Genomic DNA, 15,031 nt, shown 5'->3' on the forward strand with positions numbered 1-15,031 from the left:
AAAAGGAGGGCCGGGTCTTGGAAGGGACCCGGCAGAGTATGAAAAGAAAAATAAGTAATGATCTATAAGATGAAAAAGCTTTGTGCTTTATTTGATTAATAATATACCGTCAAAATGTGATGGAACTGTGAGAAGCGTTTTAAAAATTTGTGAGGAAAGTCTAAATATCTTATAAAGTCTGATAAACTGCGAAGAAGTTATTCGGTGTAGAGCCGCGTAGCGAAGCGGATTGCGAATATCCGCTTGACTCGAATCAAGTAAGTCCCCTGCGGGGGGCGAAAAGCAATAGCAGTCGGTGGGGCTTGTAAGAATAGAAAATTCTGAAATTTGTACAAAAATAGTGAAAATAAATAAGACTTTTTTAAGCCGATACGGTATAATAAACCATAGCATAAAAATCCGGAGGGGAAATGAACGAGTATGGATGTGGTACACATGTTATATGAACAGGTGCGGAAATTTTTCTGAGGGGTATAAATGAATATATCTATATTTTATATTCAGCGGAAAATGTGATATCCGGAAAGATGGTTCAATTCTGAGGTATTCAGATGAAAAGGGAGGAGATGGCTATGGAGAAAGTGTTTGAGGCGATCAATGGAGTGTTCAGCTTTATCGGTCCACTGTCTGATTTTCTGTGGGAGTTCCCCACGAATTTTGACTGGTACAGCAGTATCCCGATTCTGGGAAATATATCCTTTGCGATCATATTACTTCTTGGGTCCGGGATTTTTTTCAGTTTCAGGATCGGTTTTATGCAGGTGACTTACTTTAAAAAAGGAATCCGAACCATGACGGAGAAACGTGTTGTGGAAACAGGAATTTCGCCGCTTGCATCGTTTTTCCTGAGTTCAGCTATGCGTGTAGGACCGGGAAATATCCTGGGCGTAACAGGTGCTATTGCAGTGGGTGGACCGGGGGCCCTGTTCTGGATGTGGATATCTGCGTTTTTCGGGATGGCAGTTGCATACATGGAGGGTGTCCTTGCTCAGATTTTCAAGGAGAAGAAGGACGATGAGTTCGTAGGAGGTCTTCCTTTTTATGGGAGAAAGCTTCTTGGAAATAAGGTATGGATCGGTGTTTTTCTTTCGGTATTGTATATTCTGTATGCGCTTTGCTGTCTGCCGGCACAGGGCTTTAACGTTGTTTCATCAGTAGGACGCATGGCAGAGATCATAACCGGAAAAACCATTCCAAGCGGATCAGCCTTCTATTATATAGTAGGTACACTGATCGTAATCCTCACAGCAGCTATCGCATTTGGCGGAATCAAAAAAGTATCCAGATGGACAGATATGATGGTGCCGGTGATGGCAGTGCTCTATATGGTAGTAGTGTTACTTCTTATCATATTGAATTTTACCCGTATTCCGTATTTCTTCGGAAGTGTGTTTGCAGGAGCCTTTAAGCCGGATGCATTTTTTGGAGGTGTTTTTGGAACAGTTCTTGCACAGGGCGTAAAACGAGGCCTGATGTCCAATGAGGCTGGTCAGGGAACGATCACCATGTCAGCAGCAGCAGCTGACGCAAAGCATCCATGTGAGCAGGGTGTGATCGCTTCTCTGGGAGTTTTTCTTGATACCATTGTGATCTGTACACTTACCGGATTTGTGGTAGTTATGGCACATTGCTGGACGGGAGCAGATGCGGAAAGCTGGCAGGCTCTTGATAAACTTCCAAAATATACGGAGTCCATTGCTGTGCTGACTCCGGGAACTGCAATGAACGGGATCGTTACATTTCTTGTAACCTTATGTTTCTGCCTGTTTGCATTTACCTGTCTGCTTGGAATGATCAGTTTTTCGGAAATCGCAGCCAACCGTATCCGCAAGGATAAGATCTGTATTAATTTTGTACGCTGTATCGGTCTTTTTGTTGCCGCATTTGGTATCCTCTGTAATATCGCAGGACTGGAGCTTGGAAATCTCTGGGCATTTTCTGATCTTGGAAATATTCTGATCGTATTTTTCAACGTACCGATCGTTTATGTCGGTGCGAAATATGTTTTCCGGGCGACCAGACATTATAAGAAGAATGACGGTACTCCGTTTACATCGGAGATAATTGGAAGAAATGACTGCGCTTACTGGGATGAGCAGGCAAAAAAAACAGTGAAAAATTTTTCCGGAAAATAAAAAGTCCGGCGGGAGATAAAATTAGCATTGTAAAAGTGCATGTACTCATTTATAATGAGTAACAGATTCTAAAGATGTTATAAATAACAGGAGGAAAGCCTTGAAAAGAGAATTAGTTATTGTCATTGATTTTGGCGGTCAGTACAATCAGCTGGTTGCAAGACGTGTCAGAGAATGTAATGTATATTGCGAAATTTATTCTTACAAGACAGATCTTGAGAAGATTAAAGCGATGAATCCTAAGGGAATCATCCTTACCGGCGGACCAAACAGCTGCTATGAGGCAGATTCACCGACTTACCAGAAGGAATTATTTGAGCTTGGTATTCCGGTACTTGGACTTTGCTATGGAGCACAGCTCATGATGCATGTCCTTGGCGGAAAAGTTGAGAAGGCAGATGTCAGCGAATACGGTAAGACAGAGCTTCTCATCGATAAGAAAGATTCCAGGATCTTCAAAAATGTATCCGACAAAACAATCTGCTGGATGAGCCATACAGACTATATTTCCCAGACTGCACCGGGATTTGAGATCGCTGCACATACTGCAGACTGTCCGGTAGCAACTGCACAGAATGAAGAGAAGAAACTGTATGCGATCCAGTTCCACCCGGAAGTACTGCACACAGTAGAAGGAAAGACAATGCTGTCCAACTTCGTACTTGGTGTCTGCGAATGTGCCGGAGACTGGAAGATGGATGCCTTTGTTGAACACACGATCAAAGAGATCCGCGAGAAAGTTGGTGATGGAAAAGTTCTCCTTGCCCTGTCAGGTGGTGTAGATTCCTCCGTAGCAGCAGGACTTCTTTCCAGAGCGATCGGCAAGCAGCTTACCTGCGTATTTGTAGATCATGGTCTTCTTCGTAAGGATGAAGGTGATGAGGTTGAAGGTGTATTCGGACCGAATGGTCAGTTTGACCTGAACTTTATCCGCGTGAATGCACAGCAGAGATATTACGACAAGCTTGCCGGTGTTACAGAGCCTGAAGCGAAGCGTAAGATCATCGGTGAGGAATTTATCCGTATCTTCGAGGAGGAAGCCAAGAAGATCGGTGCTGTAGATTTCCTTGCACAGGGAACCATTTATCCGGACGTTGTAGAGAGCGGTCTCGGCGGAGAATCCGCAGTGATCAAATCCCACCACAACGTAGGAGGCCTTCCGGATTTCGTTGACTTCAAAGAAATCATTGAGCCACTTCGTGACCTGTTCAAAGATGAGGTCCGTAAAGCCGGCCTTGAGCTTGGAATTCCGGAAAGACTGGTATTCCGTCAGCCATTCCCGGGCCCGGGACTTGGAATCCGTATCATCGGTGAAGTTACCGAGGAAAAAGTACGCATCGTACAGGATGCAGACTACATCTACCGTGAAGAAGTCGACAATGCAGCCGCCGACTACAAAAAAGAACACGGAGAAGATCCGTCCTGGATGCCGAACCAGTACTTTGCAGCCCTTACAAATATGCGAAGCGTAGGTGTAATGGGAGACTTCAGAACATACGATTATGCAGTGGCGCTTCGCGCCGTTAAGACCATTGACTTCATGACTGCGGAGTCTGCTGAGATTCCTTATGCAGTACTTAATAAGGTGATGAACCGTATTATTAATGAAGTTAAGGGCGTAAACCGCGTATTCTATGATCTTACTAGTAAGCCGCCGGGAACGATTGAGTTCGAATAAATCGAGTTGCTTAAAAAAGCCAGTGTTTATGCGGGTTTCAGCGATTTCGATTAGTCTTTTGATAACAAATTGATAACAGTCATAGCAAGTGCCATTATTCTTGTTATCCAGTGGTTTATGGGTAACGGAACAATTAACAGGTGGCTTGCAGACTAAAGTTCGGAGCTTGGCTCTGAACAAATTCCATATTATAAACTAAGCCCTTAGCTGTGGTTAATAACCATAGTTAAGGGCTTTTTTGTCGTTGCCAAAGCATCTGTAGGGAGCTGCCAGTGGCAGGTCCTGTAGGTGCTTATTTATCTTTCAAGTGGTCTTTGAATGCTTCCACGAGAGCGTCACTTAATTCCTGTGATGGAACTTTTGCCCAACGCTGTGTGGTGTCGAACTCTGGATAATGGTAACGCCAGTTATCGTATTCTTCTCTGTTGATTTCTTCGGAAGATAGCTTGTCTGCCTGTTCTTTCCAAGCATACAGCATTTTGAGGAGTTCATATGCTTCTCTGCCTTTGTCCTTGTTGACCTTTAAGCATACCTCTCCGTCTGCTTCACTGACAGTAAGACCGTAAATATCTTCAAGGGTAAACAGAGTGTGCATAAGACCGATATAGCTGTCTATGTCAGGAACATCAAGAGCCTGTGGAGAAACATCAAGCACCTGTGCCAATGCATTTGTAAGGTCTGCTTTCGGTTTGCGTGTACCAGTTTCGTACTGTGCCAAACGCACATCAGCACTCTTTTCTGGAAAACCGATTGCTGTACCGAGATACTTTTGTGTCATACCACGCATTAGTCTGAAAAAATGTATTCTTTCGCTGATAGCCATAATGATACGCTCCTTTTATATTTAGTGAAATAAGTATAGCAGAAATGTTTAGTGGAAGTCAAGAAAAACCGAAACAAAAATGTTTAATATTTTCTTTGCAACCACTTGACAATAGCAAATATGTTTAGTAAAATAAATTACGAATTAAACAAATATGCTTAATGCGACAACTGAATGACCGTCCGAAAAGCCAAACCGCCAAGACCTCGTCGGAGCAAGTTCCGTATCGTTCGCTTGTGTGCAAGCACAAAAGCTCATTCGCTGCACTGCTCCTCCTCTTCCCCAAAAGTCTCCGACTTTTCGGGAACCCCTATACGAGCGAGCGCCTGATGTACTGCGGTGCATTGGGACAGCACAGCGCCTGCCGACAAGCAGGAGTGCCTGTTGGAACTTTAACACGGAGAAAGCGGCAAGCAAAAAATTATTTTAAGAAAGGAAGAAAAAGGATATGGAAAACAGATTTATCCGAGCCGAAGATGTGGCTCAGGAACTAAACGTATCAAAACCTTATGCATATAAACTCATCAGACAATTAAATGAGGAATTGAAAGCAAAGGGCTTTATTACGATTGCAGGGCGTGTAAATCGCCAGTATTTTTACGAAAGGCTCTACGGAGCAGGAAAGGGGGAAATGTAAATGCCGGTATTTAAGAATGAAGATAACGGTACTTGGTATGTGATGGCAAGGTATGTGAACTGGAAAGGGGAACGCAAGCAGAAATGCAAGCGTGGCTTTGCTACCAAACGAGAAGCACAGGAATGGGAAAGAATGTTCAAATTGCAGACTTCTTCAGACCTTGATATGAGTTTTGAAGCCTTTACGGAGCTTTATATCAATGATGTGAAGAACCGTTTGAAGGAAAACACGTGGCTTACCAAAGAGCATATCATACGCACAAAGATACTTCCGTATTTCGGGAAACTGAAAATCAGCGAGATTTCCACAAAGGAGATTATTACTTGGCAGAATGAAATGCTTGCCTATCGTGATGAGAAGAAAAAGCCTTATTCACAGACGTATCTGAAAACGCTGCACAATCAGTTGTCCGCCATTTTCAATCACGCTGTCCGCTACTATGAACTGCGTTCCAATCCTGCGGCAAAGGTGGGAAATATGGGACGTGAGGAACACAAGGAAATGCTGTTCTGGACAAAGGAAGAATACAAGAAATTCTCTTTTGAGATGATGGACAAGCCTGTTTCCTTTTATGCGTTTGAAATGCTTTACTGGTGCGGTATCCGAGAGGGCGAGCTGTTAGCTTTGACTCCGGCAGATTTCAACTTTGATAAGGAAACAGTCACAATCAATAAATCCTATCAGCGTTTGAAAGGGCAGGATGTGATTACTTCTCCGAAAACGAAAAAGAGCAACCGCACGATTAAAATGCCGAAGTTTCTGTGTGAGGAAATGAAAGAATATCTCGGTATGCTTTACGGATTGAAGAAGAAAGACCGTATCTTTACGGTGACGAAAAGCTATCTTCATCACGAGATGGACAGAGGGGCAAAGGCGGCAGGCGTGAAGCGTATCCGCATTCACGATCTCCGTCACAGCCACATTTCACTCTTGATTGATATGGGCTTTTCTGCGGTGGCGATTGCTGACCGAGTTGGTCACGAAAGTATTGATATTACTTATCAGTACGCACACCTCTTTCCGTCAAAGCAGATTGAGATGGCAGAAAAATTAGATGATTTAGGGAAAGGAGATTTTGAAAATGTCAGCTAAGAACAGAGATAACAAAAATCGTTGGAGGAATATCACAGTAGGGTTTCGAGTATCGCCCGAAGAAAACGAACTCATTAACAGAGCTGTAGCTCTATCAGGATTGCCAAAACAGGAGTATTGTTACCGCCGTTGCTTAAATCAGGATGTGGTGGTACAGGGCAATCCGAGAGTGTATAAGGCGTTGAAAACGGAATTTGCCACAGTCCTTGCGGAACTGAAAAGGATTGAAGCAGGAAAAGGTGTGGATGATGAACTGCTGAGTGTAATAGAACTGATTTCCATTATTCTCGGCGGTTTGAAAGGAGAGGATGCGAATGGAGAATAAAAAAGAAATGACTATTCCAAATGTATCTGCGGCAACAGATGCGGAACAGTCACTTTCCAAATGTACTGACAATAGTATAGTCAATCAGGATACGGATTTCAAGGGGTACGAGCAATCTTTTGAAGAAATGCAAAGGGAAATACTCAGACAGTTAGACCCTTCCTATCTGAAAACAGTATCAATGACAACGCTGTATGATACGGTGTTTGAGGTTCAGACACCACTTATCGACGGTCTGCTCCAAAGGGGAACTTACCTTTTCGTAGGTTCCCCGAAAGTGGGAAAGAGCTTTATGATGGCACAGCTTGCCTATCATATCAGCACAGGCACACCGCTTTGGGAGTATAAGGTGCGTAAGGCAACGGTGCTTTATTTTGCCCTTGAAGATGATTACCCACGTTTGCAGAAGCGATTGTTTCAGATGTTCGGTGCAAAGGAGACAGGCAATCTGTATTTCGCAACGGAATGTAAAACGGTCAATGGCGGACTGGAAGAACAGATAAGAGGGTTTATGAGGGAACACCCAGACACAGGCTTGATTATCATAGACACCTTAAAGCGTGTGCGTGAAGCAGGCGGAGCAGATTACAGCTACGCAAGTGATTATGATGTTGTGGCAAGGCTGAAAGCGTTGGCAGACAGTTACAAGGTTTCAATGCTTATTGTTCATCATACACGCAAACAAAAATCGGAAGATATATTCGATATGATTTCAGGCACGAATGGTCTGATGGGTGCGGCAGACGGTGCATTTGTTCTCAGTAAGGACAAGCGTACTTCCAACAATGCCACACTTGATGTTGCTGGCAGAGACCAGCAGGATATGAAAATCCATCTTGTAAGGGACAGCGAGCGATTGGTGTGGAACTTTGCAAAATCGGAAACGGAGATGTGGAAAGAACCGCCCGAACCTCTGCTTGAGAAGATAGCGGATACGCTCTTTTCGGAAAGTGACAGATGGGAAGGAACTGCTTCGGAACTTTGCGAAAGGCTTGCGGTGGATATAAAGCCGAATGTACTTTCTTTAAGGCTCAGTATCAACGCAAGCAGGCTGTTTCGTGATTACGGTATCCGTTATCAGAACAGCCGCACACACGACGGAAGAAAGGTTTCACTTTGGAAAGAAACCGAGCAGACGGCGTGACAAACGGTGTCAAAGGTGTCAATGTTTTTGAGAGCAGCACGCTGTGAAAAACATTGTCACCATCGTCACACTTTGACACCGGATAAAGTTTAGGGGAGTGTGCAGAGAGTGCCTTTTCAAAGGCGGCTCTTTGGTCTCGCCTGCTGGCTCGGTCGGTTCGCAGGCGTGTGTGCCACCGGCACACGCTCACCCCTCGGAGAGCCTTCGGAGAACGCAAAACCTGTTTACAGGTCGCATTTTTGATGGGTGTACCCGTCAAAAGTGCTTTTGCGTTACTTTTGACAAAAGTAACAAAACCTGAGAATGTTGAAATTTACAGATGGGAGATGAAAAAATGCAGAGAACGATAAGTGCAATGGTCGGTAAAGGCTCGGTCAATCACAATAGCCGAAAGTTCCGAGCAGAAAATGTAGACGGAACTCGTACTCATCTCAATATCGACTACTGCAATGAAAATATAAAGACAGTTTATCACGAATTGTTTGATGAAGCATTGGAAAGATACAATGCCAAGCAGATAAGGTCAGACCGAAAGATAAAAGATTATTATGAAAAAATCCGAAGTTCCAAGCAGGAAAAACCGTTCCACGAAATCATTTTACAGGTGGGCGGTAAGGGAAATATGAACGCCGATACGGAAAACGGAGAACTGGCAAAGCAGATTTTAGATGAATACTATCAGGGTTTTCAGGAGCGAAATCCACAGCTTCGGGTGTTCTCGGCTCATCTGCATATGGATGAAGCTACACCACATCTGCACATAGATTTTGTACCTTTTACCACAGGCAGCAAGCGTGGACTTGATACAAGAGTGTCACTAAAGCAGGCTCTTGCAACGCAAGGTTTTAAGGGCGGCAGTCGTGGCGATACGGAGTGGTCGCAATGGATACAGTCCGAAAAAGAACAGCTTGCGGCGGTGATGGAACGTTATGGGATTGAGTGGGAACATTTAGGCACACACGAAAAACATCTTTCTGTTTTGGATTATAAAAAGCAGGAAAGAGAAAAAGAAGTGGCGGCATTAGGTGCGAAAATCGAGCAGAAACAGATTGAATTTGATGTGTTGTCGGAACGAGTATTGAACTATGATAAGGCAAAAGACGAGCTGTCAAATCTTGAAATAGAGCTTGATACTGCACCGAAATATCAGTTGCCAGAACCAGAGAAATTTATGACTGCAAAGGCATATAAAACCAAAATGGCAGAGCCGGTTGTAAGGAAATTGAAGCAACTTGTCAAAACGGTGCTTGCCCGCTGCTTTGAGGGGTGGGACAACTATCATAGGCTGAATACAGCGAATGCACAGTTATACCGCACCAATCAGCGTTTGGAGAAAGTCAATGAAAGATTGACCGAAGAAAACAAAATCCTAAAAGCAGAAAATAAAGATTACAGCCTGCTCCGTAAGGTTTTTGGTCGCAAACAGATAGATGATTTGTTGGAGCAGGCAAGAACAGTTAAAGGTCGCAAGCGTGATAATACACGATCACGATAGACAAAAATCACAGGAGGAAAAGGAAAATGACAAAGACAATTTTTGAAGAAATGGGCGGAACTTATAGACAGGTGGGTGATTATTTATTGCCGAACATCACAGTACCAGCCGAAGAAGAAATAGAGCCGATTGGTTTATGGGGGAAACGACATGCAAGGCATTTAAAGGAACACTATAAAGTGTTATATATGAACCTGCTGACAAGCGGAAAGCTGCATAGTTATCTTGCAGAAGTCGATAAGCAAGCAGAGGATATGTTTCTTCGACTGGTAAAGGAATATGCCGACAGACAAGATGTGACGGAACAATTAAAGAAAGATAATCCCTACGAATGGATTGGAAGAATGAATAATATTCAGGCTTGTGTGAGGGAAGTTGTAGGAACGGAGTTGATTTACACATAAGCGTTTTACGGTATGGTGCTCCTGCGTTTGCTGGAGTGCTGTGGTTGTGGTTGTAAAGAGGTTGTGAAAGATTGAATTTCGTAATGGTTGGATGTATAATTAGGAAGTGAAAATTTTAATTTGCACTTCCATAAGGTGAAATGTATTGACACAAAAAATACAGTATGATAGTATTGCCATTAGAAGAAAGAAAGGCACATTTTGTGTAAGGTGAGGAAATGATTAATAGATAATTTGATTTAAGTAAGACACATATAGTTATTGAGCCTGTAGAGAATAGGTTTGTTTTGTGTACGCTTAAGTTGGATTATCGCAAGAGGCATTTCCTTTGTTTTCCTTTTGGAAAAGAAATAAGGGGCTATTTAGCGAGTCTATTTTTGCGTATGCAAAAAAGACTCGTTTTTGTGTGTTCAAAATAATAATTGGCTCAGACTTCGAAAAGGAGAAACTTTAATGTTGCAGATAAAAAAATTAAATTTAACACATAAAAAAGACCTGAGAATAATTCTTAATGATTTCAACCTTGTGCTAAATGATGGAGATAAGGCAGTTATTATTGGAGAAGAGGGAAATGGGAAATCGACATTAATGAAGTGGATATACAATCCGTCGCTTGTAGAAAACTATATAGAAGCAGATGGGGAAAGGATAATGGGACACGAACGTCTTGGTTATCTTCCGCAGGAGATGCTCGATGAAGATAAGGAAAAAACAATATACGAATATTTTTCTGAAGAGGAAATATTCTGGGAGAAAACGCCTAAAGAATTGTCTGTTATTGCGGGAAAATTTGGAATGAAAAATGATTTTTTCTACAGTAACCAGACAATGGGTAGTCTTTCAGGAGGCGAAAAAGTCAAGACACAACTTATGAGGCTTTTCATTCGCGATGTTTCTGTGCTGTTGTTGGACGAACCTTCCAATGACATCGACATTGCGACGCTTACATTACTGGAAAAAATCATAAATGACTGGAAGCACATTGTGCTTTTTATTTCACACGATGAAACGCTGATAGAGCGTACTGCCAACATGGTGATACATATCGAGCAGATTATACGAAAAACAAAGGCGAGATATACCGTGGCAAAGCTTCCCTATAGACGCTATGTGGAAGAACGGCTTCATAAATTTGAAATCCAAAAACAGCGGGCACTGAGTGACCGTAGGGAGAAAAAGATTCGCGATGAAAAATATCAAAGAGTTATGCAGAGTGTACAAGGTGCATTAAGAAGTTGTACCAGACAAGCACCGTCTGTTGCCAAAAACTTAAAGGACAAAATGCATACGGTTAAGGCAATGGAACGAAGATTTGAAAAAGAAGATGAAAATATGACTCAGATGCCGGAACAGGAAGAAGCAATCTTTGTCAAATTAGGGGATGAAAACTCACACATTCCCGCAGGAAAAACGGTCATAGAATATGAACTTTCAAAGCTTGTGACTCCGGATGGCAAAAGAATTTTAGCAGAAGGAATTCATTTAAAAATAAAAGGTTCAGAAAAAATCTGTATGATAGGAGCCAACGGGGCAGGAAAAACGACTCTTCTAAAAAAGATAGCGGAAGAACTCCTAAATCGGAATGACATTAAAGCAGAATATATGCCTCAAACTTATGAAGACCTGCTGGATTTGGATGTTACACCGGTTGATTACCTTGATAAAACAGGAGATAAAGAAGAGCGTACAAGAATTAGAACATACCTTGGTTCACTTAAATACACACCAGATGAAATGGAGCATCCGATTCGGGAGTTATCAGGCGGACAAAAGGCGAAAGTGCTTCTCTTGAGGATGAGCTTAAGTGGTGCAAATGTTCTTATTCTGGATGAACCGACAAGAAATTTTTCACCATTGTCCGGTCCGGTAATAAGAAAAATGCTCCGAGAATTTCCGGGGGCTGTCATTAGCATTTCTCACGATAGAAAGTATATTGAAGAGGTGTGCGATAAAATATATCAGCTAAATCCTAATGGATTACAGCTAATTGGTGATTGATAACAAAAAGGATGAAAGACTGACAAATTTCAGGCTTTTAGTGAGTTGGAAAGCATACAAAGATTTGAATTTGGAGGATAGATTATGGTACGTACAGAAGATGCATGTGAAATTATAAAATATGCTTTGCAAAACGAAATTAAAGTATATTTAGATGGCGGATGGGGTGTTGATGCACTTCTTAAAAGAGAATCAAGAATACACAATGATATTGATTTGTTTGTTGAACTGAAACATTATCATGATTATATTTATGTGATTAAGCAGCATGGATTTGAGGAAGTAAATACTGATTATACAACGGATGGTCATACTGTCTGGAAAGATGATAAACAAAGAATCATTGATTTACATTGTTTTGAATTTACAGATGACGGAATTGTTTATGAGGGAGATATATTTCCATCAAAAACTTTTTCCGGTATTGGAAAAGTTGGAGATATAACTGTTTCTTGTATTGAACCATTGAGTCAGGTAATGCTTCATTTGGGATATGAACACGATAAAAATGATGTGCATGATGTGATGCTGTTGTGTGAAACATTTCAAATAGCAATACCAGATGAATATAAGGAAAAGTAAAATTTCAGTTTTGTGTTGAATCTCTAAGCAAAATAGCTTATAATTTGACATGCTACATATAGTTATTATCCACAGTTATCGAGTAGGTGTTATCAATGCCGATAACAAAATGATAACATTAGCTCGTATAGGCAGGATAATATGGATATATCAAATAATCAAAAGAACGAGAAACATTACAGAGAATAATTCCTAAACAAAAAGCGTTAGTCTTTGTAGAGTTCGAATAATTAAAAATTTCTGGAAAGCCTTATAAACAGGGCGTTTCCGAGCAGATAAAGTTCTATTTGATAACAAAATAATAACACGAGAGATTTTGGCATTATTTATCCGGAATCTTGTGGTTATCAGGTAATATGTGTGAAACCAACAAAAAGGTCTTACTGAATTGAGTGAAATCAATTTGGTAAGGCCTTTTTTCGTTGGTTTTTATTTGCAGTTTTTTGGATAATTATACCGCCACTGGTCATATTCTTCCTGAGTGATTTCTCCGGATTTTAGCTTTTCAGCTTGTTCCTGCCATGCATGGAACATATCAAACATAGAAAGGTAGGTGGTTCCTTTGGATTTGTCCAGCCGGAGGCAGAGTTCTCCATCAATCTCACCAATATGAAGTCCGTAAAGGTCTTCTAATGCAAATAAAGTATGCATAAGTCCTACATAGCTGTCAATATCCGGGACAGCCAGTGCATGCGGAGAGACCTCAAAAATATCAGCCAGTGCATTCAGATAGTTTTCTTTTGGACTGCGGGCACCTTTTTCATACTGTGCAATACGGACATCAGCCTGTGATTCGCTGAATCCGAGTTGTTGCCCTAAATATTTCTGCGTGAATCCACGCAGAAGTCGAAAATGGTGGATTCTTTCTCCTATTGCCATAGTTTTACATCTCCTGTCTTTTTCTTGATAGGTTGAGTATAGCATATCTGTATAGTACAGACAAGAAAAAACCATACAAAAAAGTATAGAAGTTTACGCTGAAAACGCTTGACCAATACAAAAAAGTATAGTATCATACGAGCTATACAGAAATGTATAGTGACAAACAAAGGAGGGATTTACAATGAGTAAAATGTTTATGAATGTAAAAGAGGTCATGGAAGTCCTCGAAGTGTCAGAATCCTACGCTTATAAGCTGATGAAGCGACTCAACAGAGAATTACAGGCAATGGGATGTCAGACAATCGCTGGAAAAGTTGACCGCAAATATTTTTACGAACAGTTCTACGGAACCAGATCAAATGATGGGAGGAATTAGGAATGGCAATTTACAAGAACAACAATGGCACCTGGTATGTAATGATCCGCTATCAGGACTGGACAGGTGCAAGAAAGCAAAAATGTAAAAGAGGATTTGCTACAAGAAAAGAGGCGGCGGACTGGGAATTACAGTTTAAACTGCAGAAAAAAGCAAGTCTGGATATGACAATGGAAAGTTTCTGTGCTTTGTATGAAGAAGATGTAAGACCATCTCTGAAACAGAGTACCTGGCTTACTAAAGAAAATATTATCCAGAAAAAGATTCTGCCTTATCTGGGACAGCGGAAAGTGTCGGAAATCACAGCAAAAGATGTGATGGACTGGCATAACCAGATGAGAAAACTAAAAACAAAGACGGGGAAATATTTGTCTCCGACGTATCTGAAAACGATACATGGACAGTTAAGTACCATTTTTAATCATGCAGTGAAATATTATGACCTCAGTACTAACCCAGCGAGAAAAGCTGGAGCATTAGGAACAGAGGAAGGAAAGGAAATGCTGTTCTGGACAAAAGAAGAATATAAACTTTTTGCAGAAGAAATGATGGATAAGCCTCTTTCATACTATGCGTTTCAGCTACTCTACTGGTGCGGAATACGTTCGGGAGAACTTCTGGCTTTGACTCCGGCGGATTTTAATTTTAAAAAGAAAACGCTGCGAATCAATAAGTCCTATCAGCGGTTACAGGGAAAAGATGTAATTACGACACCGAAAACGAAAAACAGTATCAGGACAGTTGTGATGCCACAGTTTCTATGTGATGAAATGCAGGATTGCCTAAAATTATATTACAGTTTGAAACCTGATGACCGTATTTTTCCTGTGACAAAATATTACCTGAACCATGAGATGGAAAGGGGATGCAAAGCATGCGGTGTCAAGAAAATCCGTGTTCATGATCTTAGGCACAGTCATGTATCTTTACTGATCAATATGGGATATACAGCTCTGGCAATTGGAAAAAGAGTTGGTCATTCAGCAGAAAAGATCACTTACCGTTATGCACACCTGTTTCCATCGGTACAGTTGGATATGGCAGAGCAATTAGATGCGGAAAATATGAAGGAAGAACCGAATGAAATGGGAGGAGGACTTGCAAATGTCAGCTAAATGTCTGGATCAACAGGGACGTTGGAGAAATAAGGTTGTAGCGTTTCGAATGTCACCAGAGGAAGATGAACTTCTGGAAACAGCAGTCCGCTTATCAGGATTGACGAAACAAGAGTATATTATCCGGAGATTACAGGAAAAAGAGGTTGTAGTAACCGGGAATCCGAGAGTGTATAAGGCATTGAAAAATGAACTTGCAAAGGTATTGAATGAATTGAAGAGTATGAAAAAAGGAGAAAATGTGTCAGAAGATTTACTGGAAGTAATTCAGTTGATTACAGTAACGATGGATGGAATGAAAGATGAATAAAAATGCCTTTAAGTGTCGGCAAACACCTAAAGGCA

15 protein-coding genes are annotated in these 15,031 nt (G+C 41.5%); 13 read left to right on the forward strand and 2 right to left on the reverse strand.

Features of this window, described 5'->3' with window-relative positions; genetic code table 11:
- The first annotated feature begins 572 nt into the window (after positions 1 to 572).
- Both DWX61_RS10500 and guaA read left to right on the forward strand, forming a co-directional pair.
- Complete coding sequence (locus DWX61_RS10500) at positions 573 to 2,135, forward strand: alanine/glycine:cation symporter family protein (RefSeq protein WP_118625188.1); 1,563 nt, start codon at positions 573 to 575, stop codon at positions 2,133 to 2,135.
- Between the two features lie 100 nt (positions 2,136 to 2,235).
- Positions 2,236 to 3,813: a glutamine-hydrolyzing GMP synthase gene (gene guaA / locus DWX61_RS10505; RefSeq protein ID WP_021652384.1), complete on the forward strand. Its 1,578-nt coding sequence runs from the start codon at positions 2,236 to 2,238 to the stop codon at positions 3,811 to 3,813.
- Between the two features lie 292 nt (positions 3,814 to 4,105).
- Here the strand turns inward: guaA and DWX61_RS10510 are convergent, their stop codons facing one another.
- Complete coding sequence (locus DWX61_RS10510) at positions 4,106 to 4,636, reverse strand: helix-turn-helix domain-containing protein (protein ID WP_009247529.1); 531 nt, start codon at positions 4,634 to 4,636, stop codon at positions 4,106 to 4,108.
- 448 nt (positions 4,637 to 5,084) lie between these two features.
- On the opposite strand from DWX61_RS10510, the gene DWX61_RS10515 reads away from it, so the two are divergent.
- The 8 genes from DWX61_RS10515 (at position 5,085) to DWX61_RS10550 (ending at position 12,313) form a co-directional block, all read left to right on the forward strand.
- Positions 5,085 to 5,273 carry a helix-turn-helix domain-containing protein gene (locus DWX61_RS10515; RefSeq protein WP_009247528.1) on the forward strand — a complete coding sequence of 63 codons (189 nt, stop codon included), beginning with the start codon at positions 5,085 to 5,087 and terminating at the stop codon, positions 5,271 to 5,273.
- Positions 5,274 to 6,365: a site-specific integrase gene (locus tag DWX61_RS10520; protein WP_009247527.1), complete on the forward strand. Its 1,092-nt coding sequence runs from the start codon at positions 5,274 to 5,276 to the stop codon at positions 6,363 to 6,365. It begins immediately after the preceding gene.
- Positions 6,355 to 6,690, forward strand: coding sequence for a plasmid mobilization protein (locus tag DWX61_RS10525; RefSeq protein ID WP_009247526.1), 336 nt, complete (start codon positions 6,355 to 6,357; stop codon positions 6,688 to 6,690). The genes DWX61_RS10520 and DWX61_RS10525 overlap by 11 nt, the downstream gene beginning before the upstream one ends.
- The gene (locus DWX61_RS10530; protein WP_009247525.1) at positions 6,680 to 7,834 is read left to right on the forward strand and encodes an AAA family ATPase; all 1,155 of its coding nucleotides are present in this window, start codon (positions 6,680 to 6,682) and stop codon (positions 7,832 to 7,834) included. The genes DWX61_RS10525 and DWX61_RS10530 overlap by 11 nt, the downstream gene beginning before the upstream one ends.
- 334 nt (positions 7,835 to 8,168) lie before the next feature.
- Positions 8,169 to 9,329 (forward strand): plasmid recombination protein, encoded by a 1,161-nt coding sequence (locus DWX61_RS10535; protein WP_009247524.1) that lies wholly within the window; start codon positions 8,169 to 8,171, stop codon positions 9,327 to 9,329.
- A gap of 26 nt (positions 9,330 to 9,355) precedes the next feature.
- Positions 9,356 to 9,733 (forward strand): TnpV protein, encoded by a 378-nt coding sequence (locus tag DWX61_RS10540; RefSeq protein WP_009247523.1) that lies wholly within the window; start codon positions 9,356 to 9,358, stop codon positions 9,731 to 9,733.
- A gap of 453 nt (positions 9,734 to 10,186) precedes the next feature.
- Positions 10,187 to 11,731 carry an ATP-binding cassette domain-containing protein gene (locus DWX61_RS10545; RefSeq protein WP_009247522.1) on the forward strand — a complete coding sequence of 515 codons (1,545 nt, stop codon included), beginning with the start codon at positions 10,187 to 10,189 and terminating at the stop codon, positions 11,729 to 11,731.
- A gap of 84 nt (positions 11,732 to 11,815) precedes the next feature.
- The gene (locus tag DWX61_RS10550; protein WP_009247521.1) at positions 11,816 to 12,313 is read left to right on the forward strand and encodes a nucleotidyltransferase domain-containing protein; all 498 of its coding nucleotides are present in this window, start codon (positions 11,816 to 11,818) and stop codon (positions 12,311 to 12,313) included.
- Between the two features lie 429 nt (positions 12,314 to 12,742).
- Here DWX61_RS10550 and DWX61_RS10555 read toward each other — a convergent pair whose 3' ends face one another.
- Positions 12,743 to 13,192, reverse strand: a complete 450-nt coding sequence (locus tag DWX61_RS10555) for a helix-turn-helix domain-containing protein (protein ID WP_118625190.1) — start codon at positions 13,190 to 13,192, stop codon at positions 12,743 to 12,745.
- Between the two features lie 184 nt (positions 13,193 to 13,376).
- On the opposite strand from DWX61_RS10555, the gene DWX61_RS10560 reads away from it, so the two are divergent.
- The 3 genes from DWX61_RS10560 to DWX61_RS10570 are packed head-to-tail and all read left to right on the forward strand — an operon-like array spanning position 13,377 to position 14,996.
- Complete coding sequence (locus DWX61_RS10560; protein ID WP_005611072.1) at positions 13,377 to 13,571, forward strand: hypothetical protein; 195 nt, start codon at positions 13,377 to 13,379, stop codon at positions 13,569 to 13,571.
- A 2-nt stretch (positions 13,572 to 13,573) separates the two neighbouring features.
- The gene (locus tag DWX61_RS10565) at positions 13,574 to 14,686 is read left to right on the forward strand and encodes a site-specific integrase (protein ID WP_118625192.1); all 1,113 of its coding nucleotides are present in this window, start codon (positions 13,574 to 13,576) and stop codon (positions 14,684 to 14,686) included.
- A complete protein-coding gene (locus tag DWX61_RS10570) occupies positions 14,676 to 14,996 on the forward strand; it encodes a plasmid mobilization protein (RefSeq protein WP_118411515.1) in 321 nt (106 codons plus the stop codon). The genes DWX61_RS10565 and DWX61_RS10570 overlap by 11 nt, the downstream gene beginning before the upstream one ends.
- Positions 14,997 to 15,031: the final 35 nt, after the last annotated feature.

Source organism: Ruminococcus sp. AF20-12LB, assembly GCF_003478985.1.
Lineage (GTDB): Bacteria > Bacillota > Clostridia > Lachnospirales > Lachnospiraceae > Blautia_A.